This window comes from Sphingomonas naasensis, assembly GCF_004792695.1.
Taxonomy (GTDB): Bacteria; Pseudomonadota; Alphaproteobacteria; order Sphingomonadales; family Sphingomonadaceae; genus Sphingomonas; species Sphingomonas naasensis.
On sequence record NZ_SRXU01000001.1, the window covers coordinates 595,389 to 612,135 of the forward strand.

Sequence of the window (16,747 nt, forward strand, 5' to 3'; positions counted from 1 at the left end):
AACGCGGTTGCATCCTTCGCAAGCGTGCGCCACGGGAACGCGATTGCCGCCTCATCGGTTTATGCTGCATCGCACAATGGAGAGTGCGTTTGGTCCGGAAATTCCTCTATGCCGTCGTCGTCCTGATCGTGCTCGCCTTCGCCGCCGCTTTTGCCTACCGCTTCTACGGCGTCCAGCTGATGCGCCAGTTCATGGTGCCGTCGGGCGAGGCCACCGCGCTGCCGCCCCCCGCAACCGGCGCCTATGCCCGCGCCGATATGTGGATCGCGCGACCGGACAAGCCCGGCAATCCGGCGCTGTGGACCCCCGCCGGCTACAAGCCTGCCGCCGATCCGCAAGCCGCGGTCTTCTTCGTCCACCCGACCTCGTTCCTCGACACCAAGACGTGGAACGCCCCGCTCGACAATGCCGACGCCAACAACCGCGCGGCCTTGTTCCTGCGCGGTCAGGCGAGCGCGTTCAATTCGACCGGCGCGATCTGGGCGCCGCGCTATCGCCAGGCGACGTTCGGCGCCTTCCTGACCAGCAAGGCCAGCGCGCAACAGGCGCTCGACTTCGCCTATCGCGACGTCCTCGCCGCCTTCGACCAGTTCGTGACCGAGGCCGGCGACCGCCCGATCATCCTCGCCGGGCACAGCCAGGGCGCGCTCCACCTCTCGCGCCTGCTCGTCGATCGTGTCGCCGGAACGCCGCTCGCGAAGCGCGTCGTAGCGGCCTATGTCGTCGGCTGGCCGGTCTCGGTGAGCGCGGATCTGCCGGCGATGGGCCTGCCCGCCTGCGCCGCCCCCGACGCGACCGGCTGCATCCTGTCGTGGCAGAGCTTCTCCGAGCCCGCCGATCCCGCGCTGATCGTCGACACGTTCGACGCCACCACCGGCTTCACCGGCAAGCCCCGCGCAGGCACGCCGATGGTCTGCACCAATCCGATCACCGGCAAACCCGATGATTCGGCGCCGGCCAGCGCCAATCTCGGCACGCTGATCCCCGATATGAGCTTCCAGTCGGCGCAGCTGGTGACCGGGCGGGTTCCGGCGCGCTGCGAAGGGCGCGGCTTCCTGACGATCGGCCGCGAGCCCCCCGAGTTCGGCCAGTACGTCCTGCCCGGCAACAACTATCATGTGTTCGACTACAGCCTGTTCTGGGCCAATGTCCGCAAGGATGCCGAGCGCCGGCTCGCGGCGTACAGGCCGTGATCACCACCGCCCCCGCCGATTTCCGCGCCGCGCTTCCCGCCGGCGGGCGGCTGATCGGGCTCGATGTCGGCACCAAGACGATCGGCACCGCGCTGTGCGACGCGGGCTGGAGCTTCGCCAGCCCCGCCTCGCTGATCCGGCGCAGCAAGTTCACCAGGGACAAGGCCGCGCTGGCCGAGCTGATCGCGAAGCAGCAGGTGAAGGGCCTCGTGATCGGCCTGCCGCTCAACCTCGACGGCACCGACAGTCCGCGCACCCAATCGACTCGCGCCTTCGCGCGCAACTGCGACGATATGGGCTTCCCGATATTGCTGTGGGACGAGCGCTGGTCGACGGTTGCGGTCGAGCGCACGTTGATAGAACAGGACTTCAGCCGCGCCCGCCGCGCCGAGATGATCGACAATATGGCCGCCGCGCACATCCTGCAGGCAGCGATCGACGCGCTGGTCAACGTCTGAGCCAGGCACGGATCATTCGGTCCATTTCGTCCGCTCGCCAAATCCGGTAGGATATCCGGCTGCATCTGCGGGGATTTTGGCCGATGTATCGAGGGGTTCTGACGATCGGGTTGCTGGTGTCGCTGGCGGGCTGCACGGGAGGCGGTCCGACCGAGAATGCCAGCATCGACAGCATGCCGGTGACCAATGCCGCGGTCGCCGGCGAGATGATCTTCTGCCGCGAGATCAATCGCCGCACCACGCGCCAGGACTGCGACGACCTCACCGACACCGCCTCGCAGGCGGCACGCGGCACCGCGGCGTTCAACGTCCCGCCGATGACGCGCGGCAAATCGACGATGATCGTGCTCGCCATCTCGCTCGAACCGCCACCGGTCGCGGAGGATGCGGCCGGTGGCGCGGCCGGGAACTTCGCGGATACTGCGGTCACGCCTGAAAACGCCAGCGCCGCCGAAAACGCCAGCGCGCCGGTCGAGACACCGACGACCGCCGCGATGCCGACGCCGAGGCCCCCGCATCCGGGCTTCAAGGGGGCCGCGCCCGCCGACGTGGTCAAGGGGCTCCCCGGCGAGACCGAGCAGTACAGCCCGCTGGTCGGGCGCGACATGCGCGCCGAACTGATCGGCCAAGGCTTCAAGATCGAGCCGCGCAGCGAGGCTTCGCAGGTTCTGTCGCCCGGCAGCACGACGAGCTGGGAGTGGGAAGTCACCCCCCTGCGCGGCAGCAACTATGTCCTCGCGGTGAAGACCGCGGTCGAGGGGGTGATGGCCAACGGCACGCGCGTCGTGCTGCGCAGCACGGTCGAGACGCGCGCGGTCAACGTCAAGGTCGCGTGGTACGATCGGGTTCGCGACGGGCTGACCGAGGCGCCCGACTGGATCAAGCTCGTCACCGGCGTGCTGATCGCGCTCGCCGCGCTGTTCGCGGCGTGGTGGAAGCTCGTCCGCTCGGCGAAGGGCGAGAAGGTCGAGGAAGCGAAACCCGAAGCGAAGAAGGAATAAGGCGGCGAAAAACCCCATTGAGCGGGCGCCGCCGCCGCTTGCCACTCCGCGCATCGCGGTCTAGGCCGCAGCTTTAATGCAAGCTTCCGATCACAGCCCCGCGGCCCAGCTTCCCGGCCGCGCCGCCTTTCCGCACCGGCATCTCACCGGCATTGCGGGCCTCCAGCCGCACGAGATCGTCTTCCTGCTCGACGAGTCCGAGCAATGGATCGAGGCGAACCGCACCCGCGCCAAGAGCGACAAGCGGCTCGAGGGCCTTACCCAGATCAACGCGTTCTTCGAGAACTCGACGCGCACGCTCCTCTCGTTCGAGATCGCCGGCAAGCGGCTCGGCGCCGATGTGGTCAACATGCATGCCGCGCAGAGCTCGGTGAAGAAGGGCGAGACGCTGATCGACACCGCGGTGACGCTCAATGCGATGCGCGCCGACGTGATCGTCATCCGCCACATGAGCTCGGGCGCGGTCGAGCTGATCGCCGAGAAGGTCGATTGCCCGGTGCTCAACGCCGGCGACGGCTGGCACGAGCATCCCACCCAGGCGTTGCTCGACGCGCTGACCATCCGCCGCCGCCGCGGCAACATCGCCGGCCAGCGCGTGGTGATCTGCGGCGATATCCTCCACAGCCGGGTCGCGCGCTCGAACATGCTCGCGCTGACCGCGCTCGCCGCCGAGGTCCGCGTCGTCGCGCCCTCGACGCTGATGCCCGCCGCGATCGAGCGGATGTACGTCCAGCCCTATACCGATTTCGACGCCGCGCTCGAAGGCGCCGACGTGGTGATGATGCTCCGCGTCCAGAACGAGCGCATGGCCGGCGGCTACATCCCCTCCACCCGCGAGTTCCATATGCGCTACGGCCTCACCCCCGAACGGCTGGCCCGGGCGAAACCCGATGCGCTGGTGATGCATCCCGGCCCGATGAACCGCGGCGTCGAGATCGAGTCGAGCGTGGCCGACCATCCGACGCGCAGCGCGATCACCGAGCAGGTCGAGATGGGCGTCGCGGTGCGCATGGCGTGCCTCGACGTGCTCACGCGCGCCGAGCGCGGCGTGGAGGGCTGGGCATGATGCACGCGCGATCTTTCAACCCGTCATCCCCGCGAAGGCGGGGACCCATCTCCTGTATGCGCAACACGTTCCACCGCGGTGATCGCTCCGGGCTTCTCCCCGAGATGGGCCCCCGCTTTCGCGGGGGTGACGGCAAGTGAAGACGCTTTTCACAAACGCCCGGCTCGTCTGCCCAACGGGCGGGGTCACCACCGGCGACCTGCTGATCGACGGCGAGACCATCGCCGCCACCGGAAGCTTCGAGGCGCCATCGGACGCGCAGGCGATCGATCTCGCCGCCAAGACGCTCGCGCCCGCGCTGATCGATCTCGGCGTGTTCGCAGTCGACAAGGCGGCCTGCCGCGCCGGCGGCATCGCCCGCGTCGGGCTGATGCCCGATCAGTCGCCGGTGCTCGACGATCCCGGCATCGTCCGACGCGCCGCGCTGTCGGGCAAGCCCGCACTCTGGGTCCACCCCCTCGCCGCCGCCACCCGCGGCCTCGAAGGACAGGATCTCGGCGAGATGGCGATCAACGCCTCGGCCGGCGCGCGTGCCGTCGCCACCGGGCGCGGCTGGATCGGCGCCTCGGCGACGATGCGCAAGGTGCTCGCCTATGCCCGTGATTGCGGGCTCGTCGTCGTCGCGCATGCCGAAGACGGCGGACTCGCCGGCGGCGCGGTCGCCACCGAGGGCGAGACCGCGACTCGCCACGGCCTCGCCGCCGCGCCGGCGATCGCCGAGGCGCTGGCGGTCGCGCGCGATCTGACGCTCGCCGAGGAGACCGGCGCGCGCCTCCATTTCCGCCAGGTCACCACCGCCGCCGCCTTCGATCTGATCCGTGCCGCCAAGCGCCGCGGCGTGCGCGTCACCTGCGGCATCACCCCGGCGCATCTGCTGCTCTCGGACATCGCGATCAGCGACTTCCGCACCTATGCGCGCCTCTCGCCTCCCTTACGCGACGAAAGCGATCGCCAGGCGGCGCTGACGGCGATCAAGGACGGCACGATCGACGTGATCGCATCGGGCCATGATCCGCGCGGCCCCGAGGCCAAGCGCCTGCCCTTCGCCGATGCCGAGCCCGGCATGTCGGGCGCCGAGACCCTGCTCGCGCTCGCGCTGGGGCTGGTCCGCGACGGGCTGATCCCGATCGAGCGCCTGTTCGCGCTGCTCGCCGCCAATCCGGCGAAGATCCTCGGCCTCGACACCGGCACGCTCGCCCCCGGCAAGCCCGCCGATCTGGTCGTGCTCGATCCCGACGCGCCGTGGCAGATCACCGCCGAGACGATGGTCGCACGTGCCGGCAACACGCCGTTCGACCGGCTGCCGGTGCAGGGCAAGGTGCTCGCCCTCTACAAGGGCGGGACCGCGATCGATTAGCCCCGCAGGCACGGCTTGTCGGCAAGCGCGCGCGGGCTATCTTCCGGCGGGAAATTGTCGGAAGCGATCTGGCCGATGAACCGATTCGAAAAGCTGGCGCTGGCGTCCGTGATTGTCGTCTCGCTGCTCTGTGTCCGAGGCCCCGGAGACCTGGCATATGACCACTATCGGGCGCAGGTCCCGGAGGGCATGCTGCCGGTCGGTCTCGCGGGCTGGGCGATCTTCACTTACGGCCCGATTGCGCTTGCCGTGGCGTTCTGGCGGTTGGCCAAGAGCATCCGTTCGTCGTGGGCTCTCCATCTGCTGCTGCTTCCGAGCATGATCGCGCTCGCGCGGACCGGCAGCGAGCTCATGCTATTGGTGATCGACGATCCCGACTTCGACGCGACGATGGACGCGCCGCTGATGGCGGGCGTTCTGTTGTTCCTGATCGCCGTGGGCGGCTATTTCGGCGCGTTGCTCAGGCCGCTGTTTGCAAGACCCCGCGATCCGATGGATGTCGGCTGACGTCTCCGCTCGCCAACGAAAAAGGCCGGAGCGCGAGCCCCGGCCTTTCACGTGACGAACTTGTATGCGGCTAGCGGGCAGCAACCTGCGCGCGGCCACCACCCTTGACCCAGGCGGCGACGCTGTCGCCGGCCTGCACCCGCACGAAGCATGGGCTGCCGCTGGCGCGGACCTGCTGGCAGAGCGCCGCAGCGCCGCTGCGGTCGAAGCCGCCCACCGACAGGCGATAAAAATTGCCGGCACCGGTTGAGAACTGGACACCCTGCGGCGTCTCGTTGCGCAGCGCGGCGACGCGGCGGCTGTGACGCGCCCAGGCATCACGCGCGACCGCGGCATTTTCATAGGCGCCGAGCTGGACGTAATAATTGCCGGGCTTGGCCTTGGCTGCGACGGGAGCCGCGACCGCAGCGGTGCGGACCGCAGCCCTGGCAGGCGCTGCGCGGACCGGCGCGGGCTGCGCGACGCGCACCTGCTGAACGACCTCGGCGCGCGGGCCGAACACGACCTGCGGACCGGTGCCGGCAACCTGCTGCGGCTCGGCCTTGGGCTCGGCCGGGGTTTCTACCTGCGGTGCAGCGGCCACCTCGACCGCCGGCTCCGCGGCTACCTGCGTGGTGGCCTGCGTCGCGCCGGGCATATAGGCGTCGACCGGATCGGCGACCGGCGCGGCCGCAGCCAGCGCCACATTGGGCTGCTGCGCGAGCGCGAGCGCGACCGGCTGGCCGGCGTCCTCGACCGCGTGCACGCCGAGCAGCGACGCGACCTGATCATAGGCGTTGGTGGGACGGGCGAACGAAGCCCATTCGGTGAGACGGTTCTGGAGCTGATCGGGCGACACGTCCATCGCGGCGATCTGGGTGGCTTCCTTCCAGCGGCCGGCGAGCGCCATGCTCAGCGCGAGATTCTGGCGCGTCTTGGCAGTCGCGGTGGCCTCGCGCGCGGCGGGGCCCAGAATATCGATCGCCGTCACCGGATCGCCGGCGAGCGCGAAAGCGAGACCGCGATCGCTCGCGGGAATGGTGTCGGCATGCGCCTGCAGCGTCGTGCGCGCACCCGCCCAATCGCCCTGCGCGATCTTGGCGAGGGTCAGGTTCAGCGCGATGCGCCCGTCCTGCGGCGCAAGCGTCAGCGCGTCGCCGAGCGCCTGCGACGCCGAGGTGAAACGGCCGGCGAGCAGATAGGCCTGGCCGAGCAGCGCGCGATAATCGGCGCTGGTCGGATCGTTGGCCACTGCCGCTTCGGCATGCTCCACGGCGGCGACGGCGTTGCGCTTGGCGACGGCCTTGCGCGCTTCCTTCGCCTCGGCGGCCGCCTTCTTGGCATTGGCGCCCGACGTGGCGAACGCGGCGCTGGTGAAGCCCTGCGTCGCGATCCCGGTAACGGCGATGCCGCCGAGCGCGAGCGCGGAGAGACCGAACTTGATCATCTTGCGGCTGTTCATCGTCATATCCTTCAGGCCCGGAGCGTCGCGGGATCGATCTGGCTGGCCAGCGCGTCGATGCCCTCGAGCGATTCGAGATACTGATCGAGCGCTTCGGTAACGAGCTGCTGCGCCGAGCGGCCGGTCACCGCCGAGGCGAGGCGCAGCCGCAGATGGCGGTCATGGTCGAGGCGCAGCGTGAAGGCGGCCTTGGCCTTCTTCGACGAGACCTCGCGGGCGACCTTGGCGAGCGTGCCCTGCGAAACCGCGGGCGCATGCTTCAGCACCGGCTCGCGCTTCATCGGGCGGGCCACGACGACCTGGATTTCTTCCTGCTCGGGCTCGGCCTCGGCCGCGGTCTCGGGCTCAGGCGCGAACTCGGGCGTGTCGAAGACCGCGGGCGCGGGCGCCGCGAGCTGCTCGTCGAGCGCCTCGATCTGGCGCAGCACCTCGGGCTTGGGCGCGTCATAGACCTGCTCGACCGGCGCGACATAGGGCGTCGGCGCCGGGCGGAAATCTTCGCCCATGTCGTTCCAGCCGAGATCTTCCTGCGCACCGGTGTTCATCTGCAGGAAGCCCTGCGGACGCATCGCCGGACGCGCCTGACCCTTGCGGGCGAGGAGGCTGGAGGAGAGGGAGGCGAGCGGTTTGGAGGTGCCGATCATCGCGACCTCCTCAGCTCATGACCCGGCGGCCGAAGCCACCCTGGGGCCGCGCGGCGCCGAACTGGCTCACCGGCTGGGTGGGCGCCGCGAACACGGTGCGGCGGAAATTCTTCTCGAGCCGATCGTAGATATAGGCCCAGAGACCCGCGACCTCGCCCGACGACTTGCCGTTGGGATCGGTCTCCATCACGGTGCGGCCGTCGATCATCGACGCGGCGAAATCGGTGCGATGGTGGAGCGTGATCGGCGCGACGGTGCCGTGCTGCGACAGCGCGACCGCGGCTTCCGACGTGATTCGCGCCTTGGGCGTCGCGGCGTTGACCACGAAGATCAGCGGCTTGCCGGCGCGCTCGCACAGATCGACCGTGGCGCCGACGGCGCGCAGATCGTGCGGCGACGGACGCGTCGGGATGACGATCAGCTCGGCGACCTGGATCACGCTCTGGATCGCCATGGTGATGGCGGGTGGCGTGTCGATCACCGCGAGACGGAAGCCCTGCTGGCGCAGGACCTCGAGATCCGCCTGGAGCCGCGCGACGGTGGTCTGCGCGAACGCCGGATACTCCGTGTCGCGCTCGTTCCACCAATCGGAGAGCGAACCCTGCGGGTCGATATCGATGAGAACGACAGGCCCGTGGCCAGCCAGCTGTGCCTGCACCGCAAGGTGACCGGACAGCGTGGTCTTGCCAGACCCACCCTTCTGCGATGCCATCGCTAGAACGCGCATGAACCCCCTCGAAAACTCGGTAGTGCGAACTGCCTGATGCCATGCGGGTCGATAAGAACCGGTTAACGCGTTTCGCCGCGGGACGTGTTTTGGTTTCCGCGCGAGTAAGGATATCTTTGCCTGTCGTCGGTTAAGTGGCATTTATTAAGTTTGTTGAGGGGCGTGGAGCGTGCTCGGAATGAAGTCTCTGTGGATGGCGGCGAGCGCGGGCGCGTTGCTGCTCGTGGCGCCCGCATGCGCGCAGGAGGATCCGGTCCGGGCAGGCGTCGACGCCTATGAGCGCGGCGACTATCGCACCGCGGTCGAGAAATGGCGGCCCGCCGCCGAGCATGGCAGCGCCGATGCGCAGTTCAACATGGGGCAGGCCTACAAGCTGGGCCGCGGCGTCCCCACCGACATGAAGCAGGCCGAGGCCTGGTACCGCCGCGCCGCGCTGCAGGGCCATGAGCAGGCCGAAGGCTATTACGGGCTGGCGCTGTTCGAAAACGGCAAGCGCGCCGAGGCGGTGCAGTGGCTCCAGCGCGCGGTCGCCCGCGGCGATGCCCGCGCGCAATATATTCTGGGCATCATGCTGTTCAACGGCGACGCGGTGCAGAAGGATTGGGTCCGCGCCTATGCGCTGATGGTCCGCGCTTCGTCCTCGGGGCTCGACGCGGCGATCAAGGCGCGCGGCCAGATGGACCAGTATATGCCGCTCGACGACCGTCAGAAGGGCCTCGCCCTCGCGCGCAAATACGAAGAGGAATTCAACCGGGGCGGGCGTCCGCTGCCGCCGGTCGAAGTGGCGGACGGCACCGCGCCTTCGGTCACCACCCGCCCGCCCGCGCCTTCGGTCAGCCGCCCCGCGCCGCCCCCGGTGAAGCGGCCGACTCCGGGTGCCGCACCCGCGACGGCGGCATCGGCCCCGCCCCGCCCCGCCCCCGCGGCGCAGGATGGCGGCTGGCGCGTCCAGCTCGGCGCGTTCGGCGATCCCGGCAATGCGCGCAAGCTGTGGGGCCAGATCGGCGGACGCTTCCCCGGCCGCCAGCCCTATTTCGTCAAGACGGGCGCGCTGACCAAGCTCCTCGTCGGGCCCTATGCCTCGCGTGCCGCAGCGTCCGCGGCGTGCGGCGCGGTCAAGCCCTGCGTGCCCGTCGCACGCTAGGCACAGGAAATCGCTTCGCGCCCGCAACAAAGTCATGCGCAGCGCGTTTCGCGCCCATGATCAAAGCCCTGCTGGCCGTAGCTGCCCTTCCCGCCCTCGTCGTTGCAACCGGTGCCGCCGCGCAAGAGGCCGATCCGACCGCGACGTCCCCCTCCCTCGTCGACTCCCCGGCGGTCGAAAAGGAAACCCGGCGCGCGCGCGTCGCGCTCGGCCCGCAGATCCGTCCGCGCTTCCCCGGCTCGGACCGCAACCTGCTGCTCCCGCTCTACGACGTCTCGGTCACCCGGGGCGACAAGCCGTTCACCTTCGAGGCTGCCGATCAGGGAGTCTCGATCGCGATCGTCCAGAAGGATGGCTTCGCGTTCGGCCCCTCGTTCCGGGTCGAAGGCAGCCGGCGGCGCAGCGAAGCCGATCTTCCCGTCGACGAAGTCGGCACCAGCTTCGAAGCCGGCGGCTATGGCGAGCTGTGGATCGGATCGTCGATCCGCGCACGCGGCGAGCTGCGCAAGGGCGTGACCGGCCACAAGGGCCTGGTGAGCGACGTGATGCTCGATTATGTCGCGCGCGACGGCGATAAATGGCTGTTCTCGGTCGGGCCCCGCTTCGTCCTCGCCGACCGGAAATATCAGGAAGCCTATTTCGGCGTGAACCCGGCGGCCAGCGCGCGCACCGGCCTTGCGGTCTATCGCCCCGATGGCGGCATCCACTCGGTCGGCGCCAGCGCCACCACCCTGTTCCAGCTCGACCGCAGCTGGGGCGTCTATGGCTATGTCAAATATGAGCGGCTGATCGCTGATGCCGCCGATTCGCCGATCGTCCGCTCGATCGGCTCGCGCGACCAGTTTTCGGGAGGCGCGGCGCTCACCTTCACCTTCAACACCGGGATCCGCTGAGGCCGGCGCAGGTTCGGACGATCGGGCGCGGGGCACGCGCCGTCGCCGACTGCGATCGCGCGCGGAACGCCCGGGGACGATCCTTGTTCGAAGCTCTGCCAGCCAGGAGTCCCCGCCATGGAAAGCATGGAATTGTATCGCGGCCGCCTGATCGACCATGTCCAGCTCGTCGTCCGCGACCTCGCCGCCAGCCGCCGCTTCTATCAGGCGCTGTTCGACGTGCTCGGCATTCCGATCGGCGGCGAGGCCGAGACGCATTTCTGGGCCGACGAGCTGTTCATCTCGACCAAGGACGGCCCCGGGGCGCAGGGCGCGCTCACCGGCCGCCACCACCTCGCCTTTCAGACCAAGGACCATGCGATGGTCGATGCCTTTTACCAGGCCGGGCTCGCCGCGGGCGGCAAGGATAACGGCGCCCCGGGCGACCGCGCCAACTATCACCCGGGCTACTACGCCGCGTTCCTGCTCGATCCCGACGGCAACAATATCGAGGCGGTGCATCACGGCGATGCGGATCGCAGCACCGAAGCGGTGAAGATCGCGTTCCGGATGTGAGGCGCTCGGCTCAGCCGCGCCAGTCGATCCACGCGCCATAGGGGTGGCAAGTCGCGAGGTGCCGCGCCTCGCCGCTCGGCCAGGTCGTGAGCCAGAGCTGCACCTCGGTGCGTGCCTGCGTCCATTCGAAGCTGATCCACGCCAGCGGCCGATCGGCAGTGGCGCGCGCGCCGGCAGCGGCGATCAGGTCGGTTGCCGCCTTGCGGTCCTCGGGGCCGAGATATTGCAGCACCATCGAATGGAAGATCGCGCGGCAGCGCCCCTCGGGCTGTGGCACGTCGAGCTGATCGGCCAGCCACGATACCGCATCGCCGCAGGTGATCAGCGGCGGATGCCGCCGGGCCAGCGCGATGGCATTGCCAAGGCGCTCGGCACGCGCCGGCTGATCGGCGAAGACGAACGACATCAGCCGTTCGCGCGTCGCCTCGTCGGCAACGTCGAGCGGGTGGAGGTCGACGCCGCGCGCGCCGCAAACCTCGACTGCGGCGTCGGGCGGCGGTGCGCCGTGCCAGGTCGGCGCGATCTGCACCGACGAACCCGGCATGCCCGCGGCGACTCCACCGAGATCATAGGCGTAGTGCGCGAGGTTGAGATTGAGCCCGGCGCTCGAACCGAGCTCGAGCAGCTCGAACGGCAGCCCGAACCGCTCGCCCGCGACCATCAGCGCGGCAAGGATCGCCGCGGCGCGATTGACTTCGTTGGTCTGGGTCGGCTGGCGCATCCAGCGCGCGATGAAATCGTCCTCGCTGACCAGCGCGGCGCACAGCGCGCCGTCGAAATCGTCATGCTGGCGCCGATAGAGCGATTCGAGCCGCCGCGGGCGGCCGCGCCGCGCCAGCGCGTGGATCGCGGCATTGAAGCGCATCGCCAATGCCGCCGCCGAGGGATCGCCCGGCCAGGACTGGATCAACGCGGCGGTGCGCGGCGCCCGGGCGAGATGGCGTTCGCCGGCCTCGAGTACCGATGCGACGAAGGGCGAGCCGAGCGCGCGGGCGATATCCGCCTGACGGACGAATTCGCCGCGGCTCCCAGAAAACTTGTCCATATTCCTCCCGCCGCCGGCACATCTGCGCCGGCGCTTGCGCCCCCGTCATCAACCGCCGGGCTGCCGCCCCGCCGCCCCCGCCGGGGCGGCAACCCGGTGCTGGCTTAGAACGATGCCCAGTCGTCGTGGCCGTTGGTGCGCTTGAGCGCGGGCACGGCGGCCGCCGGAAGCGGCTTGACCGGGCCATCGAAGCGGATCTGCGTCTTGCTCGCGCGGACGCTGCCCGCCGCGCCGACATTGAACCGCGACGCCTGCTCGCTGAGCGCGGCGACTTCGCCGCTCAGGTTGCGCGCCGCTGCCGAGGTCTGTTCGACCATCGCGGCATTTTGCTGGGTCGACTGATCCATCGTCCCGATCGCGATCGAGATCTCGCTGATCGCGGTCGACTGGGCCTGGTTGTCCGAGGCCATGTCGCCGAGCAGCTTGTGGACCTCGCCCACGTCGCCCGAGATGTCGGCGAGCGCGGTGTCGACCTTCTGCACCATCTCCACCGCCGCGACGATGTCGGTCTGGGTGGCGGTCAGCTGATCGCGGGCGCGGCCGGCTTCTTCCTCGGCGCGCATCGCCAGCGCCGAGACGAGGTCGGCGACGACCGCGAAGCCGCGGCCTGCTTCACCCGCGCGCCCCGCTTCCACGGCGGCGTTCATCGCGAGAACCCGCGTCTGGAAGGCGATCTTGTCGAGGCCCTCGATGACGCTGTCGATGCCCTTGGCCGAGTCCGCGACGCGGGTCATTGCCTGCATCGCCTCGTCGGCGGTCGAACGGCCCGCCGAAACCGTGACGATCGTCCCGTCGGCGCGCTCGACCGTGCGGCCGGCGGCGGCGGCGGTCGCCTTGAGGCGGCCGTCCATCTGGGTCACCGCAGCCGAAGTCTCCTCGAGGCTCGCGGCATTGGCTTCGGTGCGACGCGCCAGATCCTCGGAGGCCTGGGCGATCTCGTTCGAGCCGTCGCGGATCGTCGCGGCGCTCTGCATCACGGTGCCGATCAGCCCGCGCAGCTCGCCGACCGCGGCGTTGAAATTGGTCTTCACCGTCGCATAGTCGCCCGGGAAATCGCGGCTGATCTCGGCGGTGAGATTGCCGTTGGCGAGCTCGGAGAGCTGCGCCGATACGGTCTCGACGACCATCTTCTGCTCGGCTTCGGCGCGCGCATTGGCGGCCTCGGCGGCCTGCTTGGCGACCGCGGCGTCGCGGAACACCAGCACCGCGCGCGCCATGTCGCCCAGCTCGTCACCGCGATCGGTGTCGGGCACGGCGATGTCGTTCTTGCCTGCGGCGAGATCGGCCATCGTCTTGGTGAGGCCGCTGACGGGCTTGGCGATCAGGCCGGTGAGCATCATCGCGAGCGTGATGGCGATGCCGATCAGCGCGATCGCGCCGGCGACGAGGACGAACAGCGCGGTCTTGATCGCGGTTTCCTGGCTCGCGCCATTTTCCTCGATCAGCTTGGTCTGGGTGTCCTTGATCTCGCGCAGCGGCAGCACCGCGTTGCTGGTCAGCACGGCCTTGCCGGCGGCGCGGACTTCGGCTTCCGCCGCGTCGCGCTGGCCGGCCTTGACCTTGGCGATCAGCCGATCGCCCCAATCCTTGCGCCATGCGAGGGTTTCCTCGCGCGACTTGAGCAACGCCGATTCCTGCTTGGGATCGACGAGAAGGTCCTCGAGCTCGGCCGAGGTCTTGTCGTAATCCTCGCGGCCCTCGTTGTACGACTTGAGATAGCTCTCGTCGCCGGTGACGAGGAAGCCGCGCATCTGGCTGTTCTGCCGGAGCAGCGAGGTCTCGAGCGCGAGCGTCTTGGCGTGGATCGACTGGCTCAGATTGTTCGCATCAGTCGTGCTGCGGATCGACGAGATGTTGGTGAAGAACACCAGCATCACGATCGCCGCAGTCGCGCAGATCGTCAGAAACGACAGACCCAGCTTCCGGGGGATTTTCATCGATTTCAGCATGTTCACCACTTTGCTCTTTCGTTTTCTCAATGCATTATAGACCGCTCCGCACAGATCGGCCCGAATGCGCCCCATTTCCCTTCGAGCGCGCGGCAACCGCGGCATGGCAAACGGGTTTGATGAATGACGAACCCGGACCGCGCGGAGCGGCCCGGGCTCTTTTCCGATCAGAAGTCGAAGCGGACCGATGCCGAGATCGTGCGGCCGTTGAGCACGTGCGCACGCGCCACGCCCACCGCCGGGATCACCGCGTCGTCGATCGCGGTGATCGCGAGCACGTCGAACAGGTTCGCTGCGTTGACGGCGAGGGTCACGCGATCGAGCGGACGGAACTGCACGAACGCGTTGGTCGTCGTGTAGCCCGGCACCTTGAGCGTGTTCGCCGCAGTGGCGTAGCTGCCGGTCGTGCCGACGATCACCGCGCCCGCGCTGAAGCGGTCGGTCGTGACCTGCGGCGAGATCTGGTAGATCAGCTTGGCCTGGTGCTGCGGGGTGTTGCCCTCGAACGTCGGATCGATCGCGTCGCGGGTGATCTCCGCGTCGGTGTAGGTCGCGCCGGCGGTCAGGCTGAAGATGCCCATCTTGTAGCCGCCTTCGAACTCGGCACCGACTGCCTTGTAGTCGCGCACGAGCGGCAGGCCGGTGGTCGAGTCGAGGTTGGTGTCCTCGGCCTTGGCCCAGAAGCCCGTGACGTTGAGCGTCAGCCCGCCATTGCGATACTTGATGCCCGCCTCGGCCTGATGGACGACGTCGACATCGGCGTCCTTGTCGATCAGATGGCCGTCGGTCGTGCTGATGAACGGACCGAACTGGATACGGTCGGCGTTCGCACGGCCGCCGCGGCTGTAGCGCGCGAACACCGCGAGCGGCTCGGCGATGCGCCAGTTCAGGCCGGCCGAGTAGCTCAGATAGCCATAGTCATAGTCGACCGGAGCCGGACGGGTGAGCGGAAGCACCGCAACCGCCATTTCGGGGACTGCGATCACGCCGTCACGGTTGATGTCCACCGGTGCGGCGCCGACGCGGCCGCCACCGAGGTCGTAACCGAGAACGGTGCCGCTCGCCTTGCCGAAATCGTAGCGGATCGAGCCGCCGATCGCCACGCCGCCGATCTTCAGATTGACCGAAGCGAAGGGCGCGTTGGTGGTGTAGCCGAGCTTGTAGCCGCGGTTGAACTGCGCCGGGTTGGTCGGCGCGCCGTAACGCAGCGTGCCGTCCTGGGTCACCTTGACGCCGGTCGGGGTGACGACGTCGAGCAGCTGGGCGTCGCCGTTGCTGGCGATCCCGCTGAGCACGCTCGCCCAGTTCCAGTCCGAGTCGATCGTCTGGTGCGAGCTGTACAGGCCGACCGTGGTGGTCAGGTCGTTGCCGCCGACGTTCCACACGCGGCTGGCGCGGATGTCGTTGGTGACGTTGCGCAGGCTGTTCAGATCGGTGTCGGCGAGCATCATCAGCGCGCCGAGGCCGTTGCCGTTGAGCGTCGTCGGATTGGCGATCGCCGTGCCGACATTCGGGCCGCTGGCGTAACGCAGCGAGCCGCCGGGAACGCCGAACGCGGTCGGCATCGCCGCCGCCGGGACGAACTGCGCGTAATAGATGCCCATGTAATGGTTGGACATGTCGGCGTAGCGGAAGCGCTCGGTGATGTCGAAACCACCGACTTCGAACTTGCTCTCGACGCCGATCGACTTGACGATCGGATGCTGGCCGGCGGTGACGTCGTCGAGCACCGGATTGTTGTTGCCGTCGAGCGTCAGCTGGCTCTGATAGTTGCGCGAGAACAGGCTGTCGTGGCGAACGTCGTAATTGGCGATGTTCTTGTAGACCGGCTTGTCGTTGGTGCCGCTCACGCCGAGCGCGGTGATGTCATAGGCCGGCGTGATGTCGTCCATGTACTTGCCGTAGAAGCGGATATAGCCGCCCTCGAATTCCTTGGTGATGTTCAGCTTGATCTGGCCACCGCGGGTCGAGTTGAAGCCGGTCGCGCGCGGGCCTTCGCCGTCGCGGTAGAAGCCGCCGACATGGAAGCGCAGCGTCGGGCTGATGTGCGCGCCATAGTCGAAGTCGATGCGGCGCATGCCGTAGTCGAGGCCGGTCGACAGCTGGACGGCGCCGCCGTCGGTGTCGCCGGTCTTCGAGATGAAGTTGACGATGCCGCCGGGCGAGTTCGACGCGAAGGTCGAGGCCGAGCCGCCGCGGATCGCTTCGACTGCGGCGAGGTTCAGGTCGGCGCGCAGGAAGGTGTCGGCGGTCGCGAAGGCGATATCGCCGAATTCGAGGATCGGCAGGCCGTCTTCCTGCAGCTGCAGGAACTTGGCGCCGGTCGAGGCGATCGGCAGGCCGCGGATGGTGATGTTGGCGCTGCCTTCGCCGGTCGAGGCTTCGGCGCGGATGCCCGGGATCGCGCGCAGGATCTCGGAGATCGAGCGGGCGCCGATCTTGTCGACGTCGGCCGCGCGCAGCGCGCTGGTCGAGGTCGCGCTGTCGAGGCGGTCGCGGCCCTTGGCCACGCCGGTCGAGAAGACTTCCTCATTGGCCTTCTTGGCGGGCGCTTCGGTCTCGCTCTGCGCGGCAGGCGCCGGCGGCGGGGTTTCATTGGCGAGCGCCGGAGCGACGAGCGCGAACGGCGCGACGGCCGACAGCAGATACTTCTTCATCTTGTTACCTAACTTTCTGAAAAAACGCCGTCATTCTGACTGGCGCGTGGGATGAGACGCTCTCTCTGCCGGCCGCGTTGGCCGCGACAGAAACACGAGCGTAAGCAAGG

The 16,747-nt window shown here is 68.7% G+C and carries 15 protein-coding genes; 9 read left to right on the forward strand and 6 right to left on the reverse strand.

Annotated features, from left to right (window positions below):
- Window positions 1-89: 89 nt before the first annotated feature.
- The 6 genes from E5A74_RS02840 (at window position 90) to E5A74_RS02865 (ending at window position 5,582) form a co-directional block, all read left to right on the forward strand.
- Window positions 90-1,193 (forward strand): DUF3089 domain-containing protein, encoded by a 1,104-nt coding sequence (locus tag E5A74_RS02840; protein ID WP_135982621.1) that lies wholly within the window; start codon window positions 90-92, stop codon window positions 1,191-1,193.
- Window positions 1,190-1,651 (forward strand): Holliday junction resolvase RuvX, encoded by a 462-nt coding sequence (gene ruvX / locus E5A74_RS02845; RefSeq protein ID WP_135982623.1) that lies wholly within the window; start codon window positions 1,190-1,192, stop codon window positions 1,649-1,651. Before E5A74_RS02840 ends, ruvX begins: the two co-directional genes overlap by 4 nt.
- Before the next feature lie 83 nt (window positions 1,652-1,734).
- A complete protein-coding gene (locus E5A74_RS02850; RefSeq protein ID WP_135982625.1) occupies window positions 1,735-2,652 on the forward strand; it encodes a hypothetical protein in 918 nt (305 codons plus the stop codon).
- 76 nt (window positions 2,653-2,728) lie between these two features.
- Window positions 2,729-3,718 (forward strand): aspartate carbamoyltransferase catalytic subunit, encoded by a 990-nt coding sequence (locus E5A74_RS02855; protein ID WP_135982627.1) that lies wholly within the window; start codon window positions 2,729-2,731, stop codon window positions 3,716-3,718.
- 136 nt (window positions 3,719-3,854) lie between these two features.
- Window positions 3,855-5,075 carry a dihydroorotase gene (locus E5A74_RS02860; RefSeq protein WP_135982629.1) on the forward strand — a complete coding sequence of 407 codons (1,221 nt, stop codon included), beginning with the start codon at window positions 3,855-3,857 and terminating at the stop codon, window positions 5,073-5,075.
- 54 nt (window positions 5,076-5,129) lie between these two features.
- Window positions 5,130-5,582: a hypothetical protein gene (locus E5A74_RS02865; RefSeq protein WP_135982631.1), complete on the forward strand. Its 453-nt coding sequence runs from the start codon at window positions 5,130-5,132 to the stop codon at window positions 5,580-5,582.
- Window positions 5,583-5,652: 70 nt separating this feature from the next.
- Here the strand turns inward: E5A74_RS02865 and E5A74_RS02870 are convergent, their stop codons facing one another.
- From E5A74_RS02870 to E5A74_RS02880, 3 genes are read right to left on the reverse strand one after another with little or no spacing between them, the layout of a single operon-like run.
- A complete protein-coding gene (locus E5A74_RS02870) occupies window positions 5,653-7,023 on the reverse strand; it encodes an SPOR domain-containing protein (RefSeq protein ID WP_135982633.1) in 1,371 nt (456 codons plus the stop codon).
- 11 nt (window positions 7,024-7,034) lie between these two features.
- Window positions 7,035-7,667 (reverse strand): hypothetical protein, encoded by a 633-nt coding sequence (locus tag E5A74_RS02875; RefSeq protein ID WP_208411679.1) that lies wholly within the window; start codon window positions 7,665-7,667, stop codon window positions 7,035-7,037.
- Window positions 7,668-7,677: 10 nt separating this feature from the next.
- Window positions 7,678-8,394 carry a ParA family protein gene (locus E5A74_RS02880; RefSeq protein WP_135982635.1) on the reverse strand — a complete coding sequence of 239 codons (717 nt, stop codon included), beginning with the start codon at window positions 8,392-8,394 and terminating at the stop codon, window positions 7,678-7,680.
- Between the two features lie 178 nt (window positions 8,395-8,572).
- Between E5A74_RS02880 and E5A74_RS02885 the strand changes: the two genes are divergently transcribed.
- The 3 genes from E5A74_RS02885 (at window position 8,573) to E5A74_RS02895 (ending at window position 10,986) form a co-directional block, all read left to right on the forward strand.
- Window positions 8,573-9,538, forward strand: a complete 966-nt coding sequence (locus tag E5A74_RS02885; protein WP_135982637.1) for an SPOR domain-containing protein — start codon at window positions 8,573-8,575, stop codon at window positions 9,536-9,538.
- 56 nt (window positions 9,539-9,594) lie between these two features.
- Window positions 9,595-10,431, forward strand: coding sequence for a MipA/OmpV family protein (locus E5A74_RS02890; RefSeq protein WP_135982639.1), 837 nt, complete (start codon window positions 9,595-9,597; stop codon window positions 10,429-10,431).
- A gap of 117 nt (window positions 10,432-10,548) precedes the next feature.
- Window positions 10,549-10,986: a VOC family protein gene (locus E5A74_RS02895; RefSeq protein ID WP_135982641.1), complete on the forward strand. Its 438-nt coding sequence runs from the start codon at window positions 10,549-10,551 to the stop codon at window positions 10,984-10,986.
- Window positions 10,987-10,996: 10 nt separating this feature from the next.
- On the opposite strand, the gene E5A74_RS02900 is transcribed toward E5A74_RS02895, so the two are convergent.
- The 3 genes from E5A74_RS02900 to E5A74_RS02910 all read right to left on the reverse strand — a co-directional run bounded on the left by E5A74_RS02900 (window position 10,997) and on the right by E5A74_RS02910 (window position 16,637).
- Window positions 10,997-12,031, reverse strand: a complete 1,035-nt coding sequence (locus E5A74_RS02900) for a DUF2332 domain-containing protein (RefSeq protein WP_135982643.1) — start codon at window positions 12,029-12,031, stop codon at window positions 10,997-10,999.
- Between the two features lie 104 nt (window positions 12,032-12,135).
- Complete coding sequence (locus E5A74_RS02905; RefSeq protein WP_135983180.1) at window positions 12,136-13,980, reverse strand: HAMP domain-containing methyl-accepting chemotaxis protein; 1,845 nt, start codon at window positions 13,978-13,980, stop codon at window positions 12,136-12,138.
- Window positions 13,981-14,147: 167 nt separating this feature from the next.
- Entirely contained in the window at window positions 14,148-16,637 is a 2,490-nt protein-coding gene (locus E5A74_RS02910) for a TonB-dependent receptor domain-containing protein (RefSeq protein WP_135982645.1), read from the reverse strand.
- Window positions 16,638-16,747: the final 110 nt, after the last annotated feature.

Coding starts and splice junctions, on each gene's coding strand:
- E5A74_RS02880 (WP_135982635.1), bottom strand. CDS start 8,394: ATGCGCGTTCTAGCGATGGCATCGCAGAAGGGTGGGTCTGGCAAGACC.
- E5A74_RS02875 (WP_208411679.1), bottom strand. CDS start 7,667: ATGATCGGCACCTCCAAACCGCTCGCCTCCCTCTCCTCCAGCCTCCTC.
- E5A74_RS02890 (WP_135982639.1), top strand. CDS start 9,595: ATGATCAAAGCCCTGCTGGCCGTAGCTGCCCTTCCCGCCCTCGTCGTT.
- E5A74_RS02895 (WP_135982641.1), top strand. CDS start 10,549: ATGGAAAGCATGGAATTGTATCGCGGCCGCCTGATCGACCATGTCCAG.
- E5A74_RS02910 (WP_135982645.1), bottom strand. CDS start 16,637: ATGAAGAAGTATCTGCTGTCGGCCGTCGCGCCGTTCGCGCTCGTCGCT.
- E5A74_RS02905 (WP_135983180.1), bottom strand. CDS start 13,980: ATGCTGAAATCGATGAAAATCCCCCGGAAGCTGGGTCTGTCGTTTCTG.
- E5A74_RS02855 (WP_135982627.1), top strand. CDS start 2,729: ATGCAAGCTTCCGATCACAGCCCCGCGGCCCAGCTTCCCGGCCGCGCC.
- E5A74_RS02850 (WP_135982625.1), top strand. CDS start 1,735: ATGTATCGAGGGGTTCTGACGATCGGGTTGCTGGTGTCGCTGGCGGGC.
- E5A74_RS02885 (WP_135982637.1), top strand. CDS start 8,573: ATGAAGTCTCTGTGGATGGCGGCGAGCGCGGGCGCGTTGCTGCTCGTG.
- E5A74_RS02870 (WP_135982633.1), bottom strand. CDS start 7,023: ATGAACAGCCGCAAGATGATCAAGTTCGGTCTCTCCGCGCTCGCGCTC.
- E5A74_RS02900 (WP_135982643.1), bottom strand. CDS start 12,031: ATGGACAAGTTTTCTGGGAGCCGCGGCGAATTCGTCCGTCAGGCGGAT.